The organism is Fructilactobacillus fructivorans (assembly GCF_001434095.1).
GTDB classification, from domain to species: domain Bacteria; phylum Bacillota; class Bacilli; order Lactobacillales; family Lactobacillaceae; genus Fructilactobacillus; species Fructilactobacillus fructivorans.
In genome coordinates, this window is record NZ_AZDS01000004.1 from 174,540 (window position 1) to 193,603 (window position 19,064).

The 19,064-nt window shown below is 42.2% G+C and carries 13 protein-coding genes; 6 read left to right on the forward strand and 7 right to left on the reverse strand.

Features of this window, described 5'->3' with window-relative positions:
- The first annotated feature begins 731 nt into the window (after positions 1–731).
- From zwf to FC73_RS05405, 6 genes are all read left to right on the forward strand, one after another.
- Complete coding sequence (gene zwf / locus FC73_RS05380; RefSeq protein WP_010023029.1) at positions 732–2,207, forward strand: glucose-6-phosphate dehydrogenase; 1,476 nt, start codon at positions 732–734, stop codon at positions 2,205–2,207.
- 105 nt (positions 2,208–2,312) lie between these two features.
- Positions 2,313–3,743: an NADP-dependent phosphogluconate dehydrogenase gene (gndA, locus tag FC73_RS05385; RefSeq protein ID WP_010023031.1), complete on the forward strand. Its 1,431-nt coding sequence runs from the start codon at positions 2,313–2,315 to the stop codon at positions 3,741–3,743.
- A 138-nt stretch (positions 3,744–3,881) separates the two neighbouring features.
- A complete protein-coding gene (locus tag FC73_RS05390; RefSeq protein WP_010023033.1) occupies positions 3,882–5,429 on the forward strand; it encodes a multicopper oxidase family protein in 1,548 nt (515 codons plus the stop codon).
- A 151-nt stretch (positions 5,430–5,580) separates the two neighbouring features.
- Complete coding sequence (locus FC73_RS05395; protein ID WP_081454173.1) at positions 5,581–6,306, forward strand: sulfite exporter TauE/SafE family protein; 726 nt, start codon at positions 5,581–5,583, stop codon at positions 6,304–6,306.
- A gap of 249 nt (positions 6,307–6,555) precedes the next feature.
- A complete protein-coding gene (locus FC73_RS05400) occupies positions 6,556–7,806 on the forward strand; it encodes an MFS transporter (protein WP_010023035.1) in 1,251 nt (416 codons plus the stop codon).
- 1 nt (position 7,807) lies between these two features.
- Positions 7,808–9,358 carry a bifunctional metallophosphatase/5'-nucleotidase gene (locus FC73_RS05405; RefSeq protein WP_010023036.1) on the forward strand — a complete coding sequence of 517 codons (1,551 nt, stop codon included), beginning with the start codon at positions 7,808–7,810 and terminating at the stop codon, positions 9,356–9,358.
- Between the two features lie 40 nt (positions 9,359–9,398).
- Here the strand turns inward: FC73_RS05405 and FC73_RS05410 are convergent, their stop codons facing one another.
- The 7 genes from FC73_RS05410 to FC73_RS05445 all read right to left on the reverse strand — a co-directional run bounded on the left by FC73_RS05410 (position 9,399) and on the right by FC73_RS05445 (position 18,940).
- On the reverse strand, positions 9,399–10,160 hold the full coding sequence (locus FC73_RS05410; RefSeq protein WP_010023037.1) for an amino acid ABC transporter ATP-binding protein: 762 nt from the start codon (positions 10,158–10,160) through the stop codon (positions 9,399–9,401).
- Positions 10,153–11,622 (reverse strand): ABC transporter substrate-binding protein/permease, encoded by a 1,470-nt coding sequence (locus tag FC73_RS05415; RefSeq protein ID WP_010023039.1) that lies wholly within the window; start codon positions 11,620–11,622, stop codon positions 10,153–10,155. The genes FC73_RS05410 and FC73_RS05415 overlap by 8 nt, the downstream gene beginning before the upstream one ends.
- Positions 11,623–11,765: 143 nt before the next feature.
- Positions 11,766–13,142: an argininosuccinate lyase gene (gene argH / locus FC73_RS05425; protein WP_010023040.1), complete on the reverse strand. Its 1,377-nt coding sequence runs from the start codon at positions 13,140–13,142 to the stop codon at positions 11,766–11,768.
- Entirely contained in the window at positions 13,139–14,365 is a 1,227-nt protein-coding gene (locus FC73_RS05430; RefSeq protein WP_010023041.1) for an argininosuccinate synthase, read from the reverse strand. Before FC73_RS05430 ends, argH begins: the two co-directional genes overlap by 4 nt.
- 97 nt (positions 14,366–14,462) lie before the next feature.
- Entirely contained in the window at positions 14,463–15,926 is a 1,464-nt protein-coding gene (locus FC73_RS05435; protein ID WP_010023043.1) for an APC family permease, read from the reverse strand.
- A 19-nt stretch (positions 15,927–15,945) separates the two neighbouring features.
- Positions 15,946–17,277, reverse strand: a complete 1,332-nt coding sequence (locus FC73_RS05440; protein ID WP_010023045.1) for an aspartate aminotransferase family protein — start codon at positions 17,275–17,277, stop codon at positions 15,946–15,948.
- 376 nt (positions 17,278–17,653) lie between these two features.
- The gene (locus FC73_RS05445) at positions 17,654–18,940 is read right to left on the reverse strand and encodes a cation:dicarboxylate symporter family transporter (RefSeq protein WP_010023047.1); all 1,287 of its coding nucleotides are present in this window, start codon (positions 18,938–18,940) and stop codon (positions 17,654–17,656) included.
- Between the last annotated feature and the right edge of the window lie 124 nt (positions 18,941–19,064).

Sequence of the window (19,064 nt, forward strand, 5' to 3'; positions counted from 1 at the left end):
ATAATCACTCCTAATCTAATATTCTAATTCTAATTTTTTCGTTTTCCGGTATTCTGTTTTTTAACTCGTTGACCTCCTGTATCAATCAACAATATATATACTAACCGCTAAACATTACACACAAATAACACAACGTTTAAGAAATCAGGGGATTTCTGTTATTTTGTAACATTAGTAACATCTTTTGCAACATAACCCCCGATTTTCACGTCATTTTTACCGATTTGGGCCTAAAATTGTCATTTTTGCTCCTTTTTGGGTGTAATCTTCATCTTATTTCTCTTCAATTCATTGTAAAAATTCGTTGACAAGTCCATTTTTCGTTAAAATTAACTTTATGTCCCCATTTTTATCCAGTTTCTACCATAGTAATGAAAATTCAAGTAACATAAATGTTTCAATTCCAAAGATGTTAAATCAAATTCATTAAACGTTCTATCTTTAAATTAATCCCATTATTATGGTAGAAAACTTTTCAAAGTGAACTTTTTAAATTGGCAACTAAATTAACATGACGGGCTTTTAAACCATTTTAAGACCTGTACCAATTTGACCCCTTCAAATTTATTTTAACTTATCCATAATGAAGAAATGCGTCAAGTTAGGAATAGTTTAGATAGCGCTTTCATATGTGAAACAATAAGGAATAAACCACTTTTTTTGGTGGCAGTAGTGTTATATAATTGGTCTTGTATACGAATAACTACAATTATTTAAAGGAGTGAGTATTAATGGCAACTGCTAACCGTGCATTATTTATGCTTTTCGGTGGTACTGGTGACCTCGCCTTGCGAAAGTTATATCCAGCCTTGTTTGAACTTTACAAAAAAGGCAGTATTGACAATCATTTCGCACTGTTAGGTTTAGCTAGAAGACCTCACACCGATGAAGAATTTCAAAAGATGGTTTTGGATTCTATTTCATCAGAAGCAGATAATCAAGAACAAGCTGAAGAGTTTGCTAGTCATTTTTACTTCAGATCTCATGATGTTACCAACGTGGAACATTATCGAGCTTTGAGTAAATTAGCCGACGAACTCGACAAGAAATACGAACTTGATGGTAATCGAATCTTTTACGTTTCAATGGCACCCCGATTCTTTGGAATCGTTGCTAAAAACTTAAAGGACGAACACGTTCTCTCTGATAATGGTGGCTTTAACCGTTTGGTGATCGAAAAACCATTTGGTCGAGACTACGATTCTGCTGAAAAATTAAATAACGAATTAACAACTGCATTTAAGGAAGATCAAATCTTCCGTATTGACCATTACTTAGGTAAAGAGATGGTTCAAAGTATTCCAGTTATCCGATTTGGTAACCCCATTATCGATGCCGTTTGGAATCACAACTACATCGATAACATTCAGATTACGTTATCCGAAAAACTTGGGGTGGAGGATCGAGCTGGATACTATGATACGGCCGGTGCCCTCCGTGATATGGTCCAAAACCATACCATGCAAATCATGACCTTGCTCGCAATGGACAAGCCAGCATCATTTGTTGATACTGACGTTCGGGCTGCCAAGATTAAAACCTTGGAAAACATGAATTTCTATGACACAGAAGGGGTTAAAGAAAACTTTGTTCGCGGTCAATACGGTGCTGGAAGTGGCTCAGCTGCTTACCGTGATGAACCAGATGTCCCACACGATTCAAACAACGATACATTTGTCGCCGGAAAAGTTACTTACAAGCTCCCTCGTTGGGAAGGAACTCCTTTCTACGTCAGAACCGGTAAGAAGTTAGCTGCCAAAGCTACTCGAGTTGATGTTGTCTTTAAGAAAGATATCAACAATATTTTTGCCAAAGCAGATTTGCCAGATACTCTTAAAACGAACGTCCTTTCAATCCTAATTGATCCTCGTGGTGGAATTACATTAAGAGTGAACGTCAAAGACTCCAAACAAGGTTTCCATACTGAAACCATTGATCTCGATTATCTTCAAAATGATGCGCGAGCTTCTGAAGTTCCGCAACCATACGAACGTCTCTTCCATGACATTTTAAATGGTGATCACACCAACTTCGCAAGTTGGCCTGAAGTGGCTGCCGCATGGAAGTACGTTGACCCCATTCAAAAGTACTGGGATGAAACCCAACCAGACTTCCCTAACTACGAACCAGGGTCAATGGGTCCAAAGGCCTCTGACGAGTTATTAGCTCGTGATGGGCACAGTTGGTACTTCCCTGAAGAAAAGTAAAGAAAGTGCTTACAATTTTGAAGTTTCTATTTCACAATTCTAATGTGAAATGGTAAACTACTAGTGTAATGAATTAACATATATATTCGAAAAGGAAGGTATATTATGGCTGATAAAAAAGCAAACATCGGTGTTGTTGGTATGGCTGTCATGGGTAAAAACCTTGCCCTCAACATTGAAAGTCGCGGTTACACAGTTGCAATCTACAACCGTACTGCAAGCAAGACTGAACAAGTAATGAAGGATCACGGTGACAAACACTTGCTTCCTAGTTACAACGTCAAGGATTTTGTTGAATCAATTCAAAAGCCTCGTACAATCTTATTAATGGTTAAAGCTGGTAAGCCAACTGACGCCGTTATTGATGAATTATTACCATTACTTGACAAGGGTGACACTCTTATCGATGGTGGTAACACTAACTTCCACGATACAATGGCTCGAAGTGAAAAACTTGCTAAATCAGGTATTAACTTCATCGGAATGGGTGTTTCCGGTGGTGAACTTGGTGCCCTTAAAGGTCCTTCATTGATGCCCGGTGGTCAAAAAGAAGCTTACGACCGTGTAGCTCCAATCTTGGAAAAGATCGCTGCTAAAGCCGAAGATGGCGAACCATGTGTTACTTACATCGGCCCTAATGGTGCTGGTCACTACGTTAAAATGGTCCACAATGGTATCGAATATGGTGATGAAGAGTTAATTGACGAAACTTTCAACCTCTTGAGAAACGCTGCAGGTTACTCAGTTGATGACCTTGCAAAGATCTTCAAGGATTGGGACAAGGGTGAATTAAACTCATACTTGATCGAAATCACTGCTGACATCTTAACTAGAAAAGATGACTTAGGTGACGACAAGAACAAACCAATCGTTGATGCTATCTTAGATCGTGGTGCTAACAAGGGTACTGGTAAGTGGAGTTCAATCGATGCATTAGACATTGGTGCTCCTCAATCAGTTATCACTGAAGCCGTTTACGCTCGTTTCATCTCAATGATGAAAGACGAACGAATGGCTGCTTCAAAGGTTCTTCATGGTCCAGCCAAAGAACCTAAGTTCAACAGTGATGAAATCGTTGAAAAGGCTCGTCAAGCATTATACTTCGGTAAAATCATGAGCTATGCTCAAGGTTTCGAACAAATGCGAATGGCCTCAGAACATTACGGTTGGGACTTGAAGTACGATGAATTAGCTAAGATTTGGCGTGAAGGATGCATTATTCGTGCTCAATTCTTACAAAACATTACCGATGCCTTTGACAAAGATCCTAAGTTAACTAACTTGTTAATGGATCCTTACTTCTCAAACATCGCCAACAAGTACCAAGATTCAGCTCGAGAAGTAGTTGCTTTTGCTACTGAAGCTGGTATTCCAGTTCCATCATTATCAGCTGCTATCTCATACTTCGACTCATACAGAGCTCAAGTATTACCAGCTAACTTGCTTCAAGCACAACGTGATTACTTCGGTGCTCACACTTACGAACGTACTGACCGTCCAGGTAACTTCCATTACCCATGGTACAAAGAACAATAAAATCAAACGTTTTAAAAAGATCGACTTTAATAGTCGATCTTTTTCTATATTTTCAGCTAGAAAACAAGCATTCTAGCCTAAAAAGCTGTATTATTATGGTTGTAGTGTATAGTTAAACAATTAGGGAGGAACAAGACAATGTCCGAACGAAAAGTATACAATGATTATTTCTATGACGAACCCGCTTTTAACACCCATGACGGTGGATACATCCCACTTGAGGTGCCTGATGTTCCAGAACACAAACTGAACATCCCCGGGATTCTAAAACCAGACAAGGAAACCGATACCGACATGTGGTATACGGTGGACGCTCAACCTGGTGAAACCCAGATTTTGCCTGGTGAAAAAACTAAAACTTGGGGATATAACTCCAGCATTCTCGGTAAGACCATCATTTTAAAAGAGGGCAAGCACATGCATGTCACCTTGAAAAATGACCTACCGGTTTTGACCACGTTTCACTGGCACGGACTAAACGTTTCCGGTCCGTACGTTGATGGTGGTTGCCATGCCCCTGTTTATCCTGGTACCAGCAATGAAATTGAATTTACGGTGGATCAACCTGCTGCCACACTGTGGTTACACGCTCATCCATGTCCAGAAACCTCTGAACAAGTCTACAAGGGACTCGCTACTCCAGTAGTTGTTCAGGATGATATTGAATCTAAACTACCCTTCCCAAGAAATTACGGGGTCGATGACATTCCAGTTGTCCTCCAAGATCGTCATTTCCATAAGGGGAATCAATTAAACTACAAAGAAGACTACGATCCTGATGGAGTTCAGGGTCCAACGGCTATGATTAACGGAACCGTTAACCCCTACTTCGACGTTACCACCCAAAAAGTTCGACTGCGATTCCTTGACGGATCAAACCGACGTGAATGGCGACTTCATTTTGATGACGACTTAAAGTTCACTCAGATTGGTTCCGATGGTGGCATTCTACCTGAACCAGTTGAATTCACTCACTTGATGATGGTTTGTGCCGAACGTGATGAGGTCATCGTGGACTTCAGCGGTTACAAGCCCGGTGACGAGGTTCACCCTTACTCTGATGATGTTCCAATCATGACATTTAAGATTCATGAATTTGCACCTGACGACACCAAGTTGCCAGATCACCTCATTGACATGCCTCCGTTCGCTAAAATCGATAAGGATGCTCCTGTTCATAAGGCAGCAATGTCTGGAATGGATGAATCCGTTGAAATCAACGGCAAAAAATTCGACATGCAACGCATTGATGACCGCCAAGAAGTTGGTAAGGAACGGATCTGGGAAGTTTCTAACTCCAACGAAATGGATGGTGGTATGGTTCACCCCTACCACATGCATGGAACGCAATTCCGGGTTCTTTCAAGAAATGGCAAGGATCCTTATCCAAACGAACACGGATGGAAAGATACCATTGGTGTCAATCCTGGCGAAGTCGTTCGTCTGCAAGTTAAGTTCGATTTCCCTGGCGTTTACATGTATCACTGCCACATCACCGAACATGAAGATGGTGGCATGATGCTTCAGATCCAGGCTTATGATAAGCAAGATCCACACAAGAAATACAAGTTAATGAACATGGATACCCTTTTGAATGCTCTTTCAAAAGAAGAGGGAATTCCTGTAAAGGACTTAGACATCCCCGCAATGAATTCGTACAAAAAGATGGGAATCCACATGTGTTAATTAAATAACGTTTAAGACAGTCGCAATTTTGCGGCTGTTTTTTTATATCTTAGGTTTGACAATGGGCGCGAAACCAAGAATACTAGAACTATCAATTAATTAATAAGGAAAGAAGTGAAAAATCATCTTTTCAATTAGTTCTATTATCATTATGTTGGTAGCTAGTATCTTGGGTGGAATAATGAACGGAATCGTCGGGATGGCAACCGTGGCTTTGTATCCAGCGTTACTTTACGTCGGCGTTCCCCCAATCATTGCCAATGTGACCATTACTGTCGGTCTCTTGTTCAGTGACTTTAGTGCCGTTCTCTCATCACGACGAGAGTTTAAACGCGTGGTTCCCGAAACCATCAAATTTTCCACTTTAATCACGGCCGGAGCCATCGTTGGGGCAATCGTTCTTCTCTTTAGTAGCTCCAAAAGTTTCAAGGAAATCACTCCGGTAGTCATTCTCTTATCTGGAATCTTGATGATGATTCCCAAAAAAGATAACACCCACAAATCAATTTCTAAGATTGTCCTCATCATTTCAGCCATTGCTACTCTGCTAGTTGGGGTCTACGTTGGTTACTTTGGAGCTGGAGCCGGGATCCTGATGACCGCCGTTCTGTCCATCTCAAATGACTACGAATACGCCGAAAATAACGCGGTCAGAAACGTTTCCGCCCTCTGTGCCCATATTGTTACTGTCATTATCTTCATCTTTACGATGAAAATCGAATGGCTCATTGTTCCCTTAATCGCCATTGGACTTTTTATTGGTGGATATCTGGGACCAATCATCGTCAGATACGTTCCATCCAAAGTCATGCGTTACGTTGTTAGTATCTTTGCCATTGTGGTAGCGCTAATTTTAGGTTACCAAGCGTTCTTTTAAATTAATTTCTTAAAGTTGATCAATACCGTCATAACGGTAACTTGTTTCATAATATTCAAGAAATTACAACAAAGTAGAATTGAATTTTATCAAGTTTATGATAATATTAATTATAATATGAAGCTTTAAATGGTTCAGAGAAGCCACAAGCATAACATGTTATACATAAATGATTGAACGATTGTGTTCTCATGCTATTTTGTGCGGTGAATCTGGACCTCGCAGAATTAATGGGAGGACAATTTTTTTATGCCAAAATTGACAAAGTATCAAAGACGAATTACATGGTCAACCGGGATTGGATTCATCCTCGAGCGAATGGACGCGATGTTCATGTCGCTGGCATTGGCTTCAATCATCATTACTTTACATATCTCAAAGGCTCAGGGTGGCCTTCTTCCAGCCATTACTGTCATCGGTTCTATTTTTGGTGGAATTGGCTTTGGTGCCCTTGCTGATCGATACGGCAGAGTCAAGACCCTGTGCTGGACCATCATTATCTACGCCATCGGAACGGCCGGAATGGGACTTACCAATTCCTTCTGGATGCTGTGCCTCTTTCGAATTATCATCGGAGTAGGAAACTCTGGTGAATACGGGATCGCCATCACCATGCTAAGTGAAGCCTTCTCAAGGAAATACCTTGGCCGATTATCAGCTGCCGCGGGAGTCTGTGGTCAAGTTGGTTCAATCGTCGCTTCGCTGTTATCAGCCTTTATCCTGCAACGTTTTGGCTGGCACGTGCTCTTCTTCATTGGGATCATTCCCGTCGTCTTAGCCTGGTTTATCAGATTTCATTTACCGGAAAGTAAAGAATTTACCGAAAACCGAGACGCCATTGAAAAAGATCCCAATCGTGACTTCAGCCACTGGACCGAACTCTTCGCTACCCCAGCTGAATGCTTTCTAACGATCAGAATCATGATCATGTTCATGATTCACATTGCGGGATACAACGGTCTCATTAGTTGGTTACCATCAATTGCCCAAGAACGAATGCACATCTCGGTAGCCGGATCATCACTTTGGATGATTGCCACCATCATTGGGATGTCACTTGGAATCATGTGTTTCGGAATTGTCCAAGATCACCTTGGAAGTCGATTGGCTTACGGAATTTGGCTTTTAGCCGCTGCCGCCTCGGTCTTCTTACTGATCATTGCCCAGAACAAGTTAGAATTTTTGATCGGTGGTGGAATCGTCGGTTTCTGTTCTGACGGAATGTACAGTGGTTACGGCACCATCGTCAGCAAACTCTACCCCACCGAAATCAGAGCCACTGCTAACAACACCATCATGAGCATTGCCAAGAGTGTTGGCAGTTTTTCCACCGTCTTAATTGGATTCTTAATGGACCACTTTAGCCTCATGGCTGTTATCCTATTCTTAAGCGGGATTTACCTCGTTAGTTTTGTTATCATGCTATCAATTAAAGAACTAAAGCACGAAAACAAAGCTCCCATAACTACAACTGAAAATGCTGAAAAGGTGGCACAATAATTTGAAAGTTCGAATTTTATCAACCAGCGATGTTCACGGATACGTGTACCCTACGAACTACACCACGCGTGACAACCACTCCTCCCTTGGAATGCTTCAAGCTGGTTCCATCATTAAAAACGCTCAAAAAGATGAAAAGGATGACGAAATCGTCATTGCCATCGAAAACGGCGACTGGATTCAGGGATCGCCTTTTTCGACCTATTTATCGGAACAAGCTGCGACCAAGCAAGAAATTCTAAGTGAAATCACCGCTAACGTTGGCTACGACGCTGCAACGCTTGGTAACCATGAATTTAACTATGGCCAGGATTACATCAGAAATGCGGAAAGCAGACGCAACTATCCCATTGTGAATGCCAACATTGAGGGCGCAGTTGATAATCAGATTGCCGATCAACCATACGTGATCATTGAAAAGAAGGGCTTGAAAGTTGCTATTTTAGGACTAACCACCGCATTCATTCCCAACTGGGAACGGCCTGATAACATTAAGGGTCTTGCGTTTCAATCGGCCTTAGCAACCGCGAAAAAATTCGTACCCGAATTACGTAAAAAAGCTGACGTTGTGATCGTTGCTTATCACGGTGGCATCGAAGCCGATCCCCAGACTGGCAAACCAACCGAAAAATATACTTCAGAAAATGAAGGATACCAAATTGCCACGGAAGTCCCTGGAATCGATGCCCTAATCACGGGTCACCAACACCGCCAACTGGCAGCCAAAATTAACGGAGTACCGTTCACACAACCCGGCGTTCACGGTAGTGACGTTGGTGAGATTGATTTGGATTTAAATGAACAGAAGCAGATTATTAATAGTTCAAGTCATCTCGTCTCAACTAAAGATACGCAACCGGACTTCGATTTAATTCCCAGTAATCAAATTGAAGACGAAGTACAGGACTGGCTCGATCAACCCATGGGACAAGCCACCGGGGCCAGTATGATCATCAATGATCCGATGAAAGTTCGGACGAACAATCATCCCTACATTGATTTCATCAACAAGGTGGAAATGGACGCGCTGGGAGTTGACATTGCGGGAACCGCCCTCTTCAACGATGACATCAAGGGGTTTCATCATGACATCTCGATGCGCGAAATTATCAATGGTTATAGTTATCCCAACACTATCATGTCTGAAGCAATCACTGGTGCTGAGTTGAAACGAGCACTTGAAAAATGTGCGGAGTTCTTTAAACTGCAAGACGGCAAAATTATTATTGATCCAAAGTTTGTGGCACCCAAGATGCAACTTTTTAACTACGATATCTACAGTGGCATTGACTACGAATTCGATGTCTCAAAGCCAGTTGGCAAACGGGTCGTTAAACTGAATTACCATGGAAAATCCGTTACTGCTAATCAAAAACTTCGAATTGCCTTAAATAATTACCGGGCCATTGGCGGTGGCGACTACGACATGTTCAGTGCTAAGAAGGTTGTAAACGAAAGCCCAGATAGTGCCTCGGACTTAATCGTTAAGTACTTAAAAAAACACGATCCGTATGAAGCTACTACGCCGCACAATTTAAAGATTACGAAATAAAAAGAGTTTCCAGCGTTAAATTTGGAAACTCTTTTTGTGTCTACTCGTCTTCGTTAATAATCTTATTGATAAATTCTTTGGTTCGCTCATTTTCGGGATGGTCGAACAACTGGTCAGGGGTATTTTTCTCCTGAATGTAACCGTCCGCCATGAACCAGACTTTGTCAGCAACCTTTTTAGCGAACCCCATTTCATGAGTAACGACGACCATTGTCATCCCTTCGTTCGCTAATTCCTGCATTACCTCAAGCACTTCTCCCACCATCTCAGGATCAAGCGCACTCGTTGGTTCGTCAAACAGCATTACCTGCGGATTCATCGCCAGAGCTCGGGCCATGGCCACCCGCTGGGCTTGTCCACCTGAGAGACTGGAAGGATAGACATTCGCTTTTTCTTTTAACCCCACTCGGTACAACAATTTAAGCGAAACCTCCGTAGCTTCTTGGTCCCTCATGTGCTTTACTTTTTTAGGCGCAAGCTTCATGTTATCTAACACCGTCATGTTAGGAAAAAGATTGAAACTCTGGAAGACCATCCCAATTCGTTCACCAAGCGTGGCCACTTCCTTATGGGTGAATTTGGTTAAGTCTTTGCCATCGAAGATAATTTGTCCACTGGTGGGTTGTTCTAGCATATTGAGGCAACGAAGAAAGGTACTCTTTCCAGATCCAGATGGACCAATCACACAGATCACCTGCCCGGTTTGAATGTTTCCGTTAATGCCCTTCAAAACTTCATTTTCGCCGAAACTTTTCTTTAAATCATTTACCTGAATTAATGCTTGCTCATCATTCTTAGTCATGGTTCATCCTTCTTTCAAAATAGTTTAGTACTCGAGACAACGAGAACGAGAGGATGAAGTACAGTATCATGGCGACTGCGATTGGAGCTACCCCTCTGTAAGTATCGGCACGCATGATGTTTAGTTCGTAGACGATTTCGGTCACTCCGATAATGGAAACGATCGAACTGTCCTTGATGATGGTAATAAATTCATTGCCAAGGGCGGGCCAGATGTTCTTGAAAGCCTGAGGCAAGATGACCGAGGCCATCATATCTTTTTTGGATAGTCCCAGACTTCTAGAAGCTTCCGATTGTCCCTTGTCAACGGCGTTAATCCCACCTCTGATAATCTCACTGACGTAAGCGCCACTGTTCAGTGAGACGGCAATGATTCCGGCGGTCAATGCGGGAATGTTAACTAAAACTCCCAGTCCGAAATAAACGAACAGGACCTGAACCATCATTGGGGTTCCTCTGACAAATTCCGTGTACGCAATTGAGGGCCAACTTAAGAACTTGTACTTGGATAGTCGCATCAAAACTAAGATAATTCCGAGGATAATCCCAAAGAAGACGGAAACAACTGAGATGATTAACGTATACTCAACTCCAGTAGCAAAGTACTTCCAGTAGTGCCACATTGAGGTATTATTGGTGTTAACTTTCATGTGCTTCCCGGCGTCCTTAAGGTACTGTGGGATTAAATTCTTTTTGTGGATTTGATCGATACTCTGATTGACGGCATTGACCAAGGAAGTGTTCCCCTTTTTAAATGCGATTGCGGTCCCGACGTCATTTTTATTTAACTTGTATCCTGAATCAATGGCCTTTAAATCGTGGTCATTAGCAACGTAGGCCTGGGCGACTGGTTTTTCCACTCCGACAGCCGCTACTTTATGGGTCTTAAGGGCGAGAACCAGATCAGGCGTTTTGTCCATTCCAACGACGTGGGCGTTGGGGATGTCTTTTTTAGCTAAACTCTGTTGCAGGGTTCCGGTCTGAGTTCCGACCTTTTTGCCTTTTAAACTATTCTTATTTTTAATTTGACCAGCATCATTCTTGTTGATTAAGAAGTCTTGACCACCGCTGTAATAAATCTTGGAAAAATCAGCATTCTGCTTCCGTTCGGGGGTAGGATTAATACCACCAATGGCCATGTCAATCTTACCGGACTGAACGGCCACAAGCAGAGATTCAAAACTCATATTCTTAATCTTTAGTTTAACGTGGAGGTTCTTGGCAATTTGTTTGGCAATGTCGATATCCATCCCCACATCCTCCTGATTGCCGCCTTTATTTACCTGAAACTCAAACGGTGGGTAGTCCGGTGCCGTTCCCACCGTCAAAGTTCCTGACTGTTTGACTCGGTTCAATGATTGATCGTCAGCATGTGCTGGTCGTCGTGCTAGTAAACTCCCCATTCCAACTATGACAACGACTAACAACAACTGCATGACCGTCTTTAACTTTGACTTGCCCATTGAACTTCATCTCCTTAAGGTTTTCTTAATTAATTTTTCAAAGTGTACCACCTGTGAAATTAATTGCAAATCTAATTTAAGTTTATTTAGTCACAAAGAAGCAAAAAAGACTGAAGCCATGCGACTTCAGTCTTTTTTATTAATTATTTTAATTCATGTTTAGCGCGCTCAATTTGCGCTCTAACCTGTTTAAATCCAGTTCCACCTTCTGAGTTGCGACGCTCTACGGCTACTTCAGGATCTAACTCCCTGTAAACATCATTTTGGATTACAGGTGAGGCTTTTTGTAACTCTTTCAGACTCATGTCCTGCAAATCACGATGCGTTTGAATACAGTCTAGGACCAACTTTCCAACGATTCCGTGAGCTTGCCTGAACGGAACGCCCTTCGCTGCCAAGTAATCAGCAAGTTCAGTGGCATTTGACAAGTCGTGCTTAGTACTATCACGCATCTTGTCCTTATTAACCTTCAGCGTTGCAATCATCCCGTTAAAGACTTTCAAGGCGGGAAGTACGGTCTTCACCGCATCGAAGACGCCCTCTTTGTCCTCCTGTAGGTCCTTATTATAAGCAAGTGGCAGTGATTTCATGGTTGCAAGTAGTCCCATTAAATCGCCGTAGACTCGTCCCGTCTTACCACGAATCAGCTCCGCCATGTCAGGATTCTTTTTCTGGGGCATGATGGAACTTCCCGTCGAATACTCGTCACTGATTTCGAGGTACTGAAACTCATAACTGACCCACATGCTAATTTCTTCACAGAAACGGGACAGGTGCATCATCAAGATGGAACAGTTACTTAAAAATTCCAAGGCAAAGTCTCGATCAGACACGGCATCTAACGAATTCGCGTAGACCTCGTCAAAACCAAGTTCTTTGGCAGTATACTGACGGTCAATTGGAAAAGTGGTTCCAGCTAACGCAGCTGCCCCTAATGGCAACATGTCGGTATGCTTTTCGTTGAACTCAAATCGTTCCTTGTCCCGTTTAAGCATCTGATAATAGGCCATTAGATAGTGTCCGTATGAGATTGGTTGGGCATGCTGAAGATGCGTATACCCCGGCATGATGGTCTCAACGTTTTCCTCCGCCATCTTAACCAGTGTCTTCTGTAGAGTCGTAATTTCATCAATAATTTTTGGGAGGCGCCTCTTTAAGTACAGGTGAAAATCAGTGGCAACCTGGTCATTTCGTGAGCGGGCCGTGTGCAATTTTCCAGCAACTGGTCCAATGCGATCGGTGAGAATCTTTTCAATATTCATGTGAATATCTTCGTTCTCTTTGGAAAACTTAACTTTCCCCGCATGGAGATCCTTTTGGATTCCCTCTAAACCAGCCACGATCTGTTTCACATCCCCAGACGAAAGAATGCCGGTCTTTTCCAGCATTTTAACGTGTGCCAATGATCCCTCAATATCCTCGTCAGCCATTAACTGGTCAAAGGAAATGGAGGAACCAAAATCGTCAACTGACTCATCGGGCTGTTCGGTAAAACGGCCGCCCCATAATCGATCGCTCATTTGCTCTGGTCCTTTTGTTTGGCGTTCTTGATCTGCACTTGGGAATTAACCTTGGTTGGCAGACCCCACAACTTGATAAAGCCCTTGGAAGCTACCTGATCAAATGAATCCGATGAGGTGTAAGTAGCGAGATCCTTATCGTAGAGTGAGTTATGCGACTTTCTGCCAAGCACGGTGACGTTACCCTTAAAGAGTTTGACCCTGACCACACCGCTGACGTTCTTTTGGGAATCCTTCAAGAAGGCTTGAAGTGATTCCATCAGGGGTGAGAACCAAAGACCATCGTAAATGACTTCACTGATTTCATTTTCAACCAATGGTTTAAAGTGAGCTAAACCCCTTTCAAAGGTTAGATCTTCTAACTCTTTGTGGGCTTTCATCAATACTTCAGCTCCGGGAGTCTCATAGACTTCTCTAGACTTGATTCCGACTAATCGGTTCTCAATGTGGTCAATTCGACCAATCCCATTTTCACCGGCAATGGTGTTGAGCTTCTGAATAATCTCAGAGAATTTCATTGGTTTTCCGTCTAAAGCAACTGGTAATCCCTTTTTAAAGGTGATTTCTAATTCGGTTGGTTCATCAGGAGTATCTTCAACTGGTTTGGTCATATCATACGCGTCCTCGGGAGCACTCACCCATGGATCTTCCAACACTCCAGCTTCGTTCGCACGACCCCAGATGTTACTGTCAATTGAGTAAGGAGAATTGAGATCGATTGGAATATCGATATTGTGATCCTTAGCATAAGCAATCTCGTCTTCTCTAGACCAGTGCCAGTCACGAACTGGACTTAGCACGTCTAAGTCGGGAGCAAGGGCATGAATAGCAACCTCAAATCGGACTTGATCGTTTCCTTTTCCGGTACAACCGTGCGCAATTGCGTCAGCGCCCTCTTCTTTGGCAACTTCAACCAATTTCTTGGCAATCAATGGACGTGACAAAGCCGAAACAAGTGGGTAAGCACCTTCATACATGGCATTCGCCTGTAAGTCGACCGAAGCATAATCGTCAGCAAATTCATCCTTTGCGTCAATGACGTATGAGCGGACAGCTCCCACCTTTAGCGCTTTATTTTTAATGAATTCTGGATCCTTGTTTTCACCGACGTTAATGCAGGTTGCGATAACGTCGTATCCCTTATCAGTTAACCAGGCAATGGCAACCGAAGTATCAAGACCCCCAGAATATGCTAGAACAACTTTCTTCTTTTTATCTGACATTACTAATTCACCCTTTTCTTTTTAAGATTGCTCTAAGAGTACTCCACCGATATTGATTTTTCAACCACCTTTGGTAAAAAAATCACATAAGGGCAAATTAAAGATTTTCATCAATCTCTTGGTCACTATCATCGGGAAGTTTAGAATCAGCATGACGCATCCCGTAAACAAAGTAGATGATGACCCCAATTAGGAACCAAACGGCCGAGTAAATTTTAGCCTGGATATCCAGTCCCATGAAAACGGCAAATGAACCAAGAAAACCGAGAATGGGCAAAACTGGATAGAATGGTTCTTGATATGACGCCTTTGGCAAGGTTTTTCCTTCCCGTCTTCTCAGTGGATACATGGCAAGTGAGACAGCCATAAAGGCGATCAGGGTCCCAGCTGAAATTAATTGAGCTAGGAAGGTAAATGGGAAGATTGCCCCCAGAATAATTCCAATGATGGTGATGATCCACAGTGCGTTGCTTGGGATCTTTTTCTTATTTACTTTTCCCACCATCTTGGGCAGCATCTTGTCACGACCAAACGAGTAGATCAAACGGGATCCTGCCATCATCATTCCAATCAAAGCTACCAGCATCCCACAAACGGCGACGGCTTGAACGACTGTCGCAATAATGGTGTGTCCGCTTTCTCTGAGAGCCCAGCCAACTGGTTCAGCATTATTCGCGTACATGGTGTATTTGAACATTCCGACCATCACAAGTGAGACACAGACGAAGAAGATGGTTGCAATTATCAAAGAACCAATGATCCCTCGTGGCATCGTTTTTTGCGGATTCTTAGCTTCGGCAGAGTTGGAAGCAATTGAGTCAAAACCAATGTATGAAAGAAAAATTGTTGAAATGCCAGCGTAGATTCCTTGCCAACCACCAAAGACGGTTCCATCAGGATTAGGATGACTCTTGGGGAAAAACGGCACGTAGTTTTGGGCTTTGATCGCCGTTGCGCCCACCACGATAAAAGTAACGATTGCCAACAACTTCAAAACCACCAAGATGTTCGATATTTTAGTGGTCTGACGATCACCTCTTAACAGGATGTAAGTGACAAGGGCCACCACAATCACCGCAATAATATCAATCACGCCACCATTAGTCCCAAGTGGCGATGCAATGGCTTTCGGTAATGAAATTCCTAGTGGAGAAATTAGGCCTTGGACGTTGGACGAGAGTCCGGCCGCCACGAAGGCCACGGCAATTAAATATTCGGCTAGGAGCGCCCAGCCAACGATCCATCCCCAGAACTTCCCAAACAAAACTGAGATCCAGGAATAAGCCGAGCCTGCAAACGGTAGGACAGACGCCATTTCGGCGTAGTTCATGGCCACCAATCCGGCGACCAAGGCGGCTAAGATAAAGGGAATCACCACGGCAGGTCCAGTATACTTAGCGGCCACAATTCCAGGTAGCGTGAAGATTGAGGTCGAAAGAATTGTTCCTAGTCCCAGTGCTAAGAAATCTTTAACGGTCAACGTTTTTTCCAAATTTTTATCCTTGGCCATATAAAAATGAAAATTAACTTTTTCATTCATTTTTTTCCAAATATTTTTCATGTCTTAAACTCCTCTTTAATTACCAACCCATATTGGCAGGCGATTCAGTTAATTTTCCTTCGCTTAATTCTTTCATTGCTCGTTCAATGATTGAAAAAGCTCTTTGTAAATCAGTTTCTTTGATCACTAGTGGTGGTTGAAAACGTAGGATGTTGCCACGCACTGTAATCATAATTGCTCCTAATTCAAAGATCCGGTAAATCAATTTATTAGCGGCAATCACATCGGATTTTCCTGTCTTTGGATCAATAATGTCAATACCACCGTTTAACCCATAGATCCGCACGTCTCCTATAAACTTAAACTTCTTTTTCATTTGATTGAAAAAATTTTTAGTTTGTTGGCCAAGCTCAGCACTGCGCTCAACTAAATGTTCATCTTCAATTACATCTAGAGTGGCATTCGCAGCCGCCGTCGTGACTGGATTGCCAGCCGTTGTATAAGCATTCCCGGGCGCATCTAGTGAATCCATTATTTCTTTTCGACCTAAAACAGCACTGAGTGGTAATCCCGATGCGATGGACTTTCCAACTGCAATTAAATCAGGATGAACATCTTTAAAATGATCAATTGACCACATTGTTCCACTACGTCCCAGTCCTTGATTAACCTCATCAACGGCGAATAAAATTCCGTGATCTTGGGCAAATTGATATACTAAATTTAAAAATCGTTCGGGAGCTTTGATAAAACCACCATCACCTTGAATTGCTTCAATCTCAATTAAAGCCGTCTCTTCAGCTGGTAAATAAGTTTCAAATGGTAACTTAAAGGATTCAAACATGCGATCACTAAATTCATCATCAGTCTCACCCTTTAACCGCTCCCACGGACTAGGAAAGGGAACTTTAACCACCCCAGGTAAAAGTGGCCCAATCTTACTTGACATGTTCAGACTAACAGCTGAAGTACTAATGGATCCATATGTAGATCCATGGTAAGCGCCAGTGAAACTTACTAGGTACTGACGTCCAGTATATGCTCTGGCAAATTTGATAATAGCGTCATTGGCATCGGACCCTGAATTACCAAAGGCTACTTTAGTTGGACCATCAATCGGAGCTAACTTTGCTAAGCGTGGTGCTAGGGTAGCTTCTTCAGAGGTGGCAAAGTATGCTGGAGTGTATTGAATTAACTTACTAGCTTGAGCTTGAATGGCCTTAACGACGTGGGGATGACAATGACCCGTGTTGGTCGATGAGGCACTGGATAACAGATCAATATATGTGTGATTATCTTCATCAGTCAAAATTGCCCCGCTACCAGATTTAATTACAATGTTAAAGTATTTAATCCGAGCTGCCTTGGAGTAAGCTGCTTGCTCTTTTGCTAGTGTTTCTTTGTTTGACATTTCTACCACTCCTTTAAATTTAATTATCAGAATAACTTCTTATAAAAAAAGTCCCCCAGTTCCATAACTGGAGGACGAGTATTATTAACCTCACAGCTATTAACGAGAAAACTGTGGGGATTTGAAGAAGAAGTTAGCTCTGACTGAAAAGCATCTTATTATCCACACAATTTTTGATGATTAATGTGACTAAGACGAATAATAAAATGCTAATCATGTAAAATGCAGTTGTAGTCATCGCTGAAACTTCCTTTCATTAGTTTCATTGATTGTAAGTTGAAATGAGTAGTTCTGTCAATGGCTTTTTATCAATTTCTTAATCAATGGCTAAATAAAAGCTGAAATCAGATTTAGTTCCAATTTCAGCTTTTATTTTTTATGCTTTTTTCGCTTTGACTTGCTTAACATAATTGTCAGCTTGCTTACGGTTAAATTCATGTTCGGAACTGCCAACTACCACAGTGGCAAGTGAATTACCCACCACGTTAACCGCTGTTCTTCCCATATCAATGAAACGATCAATTCCTGCAATAAAGGTCAAACCGGACATTGGAACTCCAATGGTTGAAATGGTGGCAAGTAGAACCACAAATGATGCCCCGGGAACTCCCGCCATCCCCTTTGAGGTAATCATCAGAACAATCAGTAACGTCACTTGTTGTCCAATTGATAGGTGAATATTGTAAGCCTGCGCTAAAAAGAGGGCCGCTAGTGACTGATAAATGGCCGATCCGTCAAGGTTAAAGGTGTATCCAGTTGGGATTACGAACGAAACGATCGAAGGACTGACCCCAAAATGGTCCATTTTTTGAATCATCTTTGGCAGGACAGCTTCTGAACTGGCAGTTGAAAACGCTAAGACAATTTCATTTTTAATGACTGCTAGTAGATCGGAAAGTTTAAAGTGACACAGTCGTGCCACGATTCCCATCACTACCAGTACAAAGATTAACATGGTTAAGTAAACCAAGAACACAAAGTAACCCAGCGGTAGTAAAGCTTTAATTCCAAGTTCTGCTAAGGTCACTCCGATTAGAGCACACACTCCAATGGGAGCCAGGTGCATTACCCAGTTCGTGATTTTAAACATCACTTCTGAGACAGCACTCATGAAGTTAATGATGATCTGTCCCTTTTCACCAATTGCTGCCGTTCCGAGTCCAAAGAAAACTGAAAAGACGATAATTGGCATCATATCACCCTTACTAAGTGAAGCGAAGATGTTAGTGGGAATCAGGTTCATAATCATGGACCAAATTCCGGTATTTTTTGACTGTTTGGCAGTCGCTATGTATTGACTAATGTCAGTGGAACCATGCATTTGATGCACATTAATATAGGTTCCTGGATGAGTGATGTTGGCGACGAAGAGGCCCAGAATAATGGCTACGGTCGTCATTAATTCAAAGTAAACAAGGGTTTTAATTCCAATCCGACCAACTTTTTTGATGTCACCCATTCCTGCAATTCCGACCGTTAGACACGAGACCACAATGGGCAAAACGATCATTTGAATCAAACTAATGAACATTGTTCCAACATTTTGCATCACATTGATGGCAGTCTTATTTTGATAAAAAATAACCCCAAAGAATATTCCTAAAAATAATCCAAATACGATTTGCCAACCGAGTGAAAAACGATACCATCGTTGTTTTTTCATGTAAACCACCTCTTAGCTTAATTATTGGTAATTATACACCACTTTTGGGCACAAAAAAAGAGCTTCTAACCAAATGGTTAAAAGCTCTGGGTTGCGTGGCAACGTCCTACCCTTGCAGGGGGCG

Bases quoted from the DNA above. Each gene is read 5' to 3' on its own strand.
- zwf (WP_010023029.1), top strand. From the start codon at position 732: ATGGCAACTGCTAACCGTGCATTATTTATGCTTTTCGGTGGTACTGGT.
- gndA (WP_010023031.1), top strand. From the start codon at position 2,313: ATGGCTGATAAAAAAGCAAACATCGGTGTTGTTGGTATGGCTGTCATG.
- FC73_RS05390 (WP_010023033.1), top strand. From the start codon at position 3,882: ATGTCCGAACGAAAAGTATACAATGATTATTTCTATGACGAACCCGCT.
- FC73_RS05395 (WP_081454173.1), top strand. From the start codon at position 5,581: ATGTTGGTAGCTAGTATCTTGGGTGGAATAATGAACGGAATCGTCGGG.
- FC73_RS05400 (WP_010023035.1), top strand. From the start codon at position 6,556: ATGCCAAAATTGACAAAGTATCAAAGACGAATTACATGGTCAACCGGG.
- FC73_RS05410 (WP_010023037.1), bottom strand. From the start codon at position 10,160: ATGACTAAGAATGATGAGCAAGCATTAATTCAGGTAAATGATTTAAAG.
- FC73_RS05415 (WP_010023039.1), bottom strand. From the start codon at position 11,622: ATGGGCAAGTCAAAGTTAAAGACGGTCATGCAGTTGTTGTTAGTCGTT.
- argH (WP_010023040.1), bottom strand. From the start codon at position 13,142: ATGAGCGATCGATTATGGGGCGGCCGTTTTACCGAACAGCCCGATGAG.
- FC73_RS05430 (WP_010023041.1), bottom strand. From the start codon at position 14,365: ATGTCAGATAAAAAGAAGAAAGTTGTTCTAGCATATTCTGGGGGTCTT.
- FC73_RS05435 (WP_010023043.1), bottom strand. From the start codon at position 15,926: ATGAAAAATATTTGGAAAAAAATGAATGAAAAAGTTAATTTTCATTTT.
- FC73_RS05440 (WP_010023045.1), bottom strand. From the start codon at position 17,277: ATGTCAAACAAAGAAACACTAGCAAAAGAGCAAGCAGCTTACTCCAAG.
- FC73_RS05445 (WP_010023047.1), bottom strand. From the start codon at position 18,940: ATGAAAAAACAACGATGGTATCGTTTTTCACTCGGTTGGCAAATCGTA.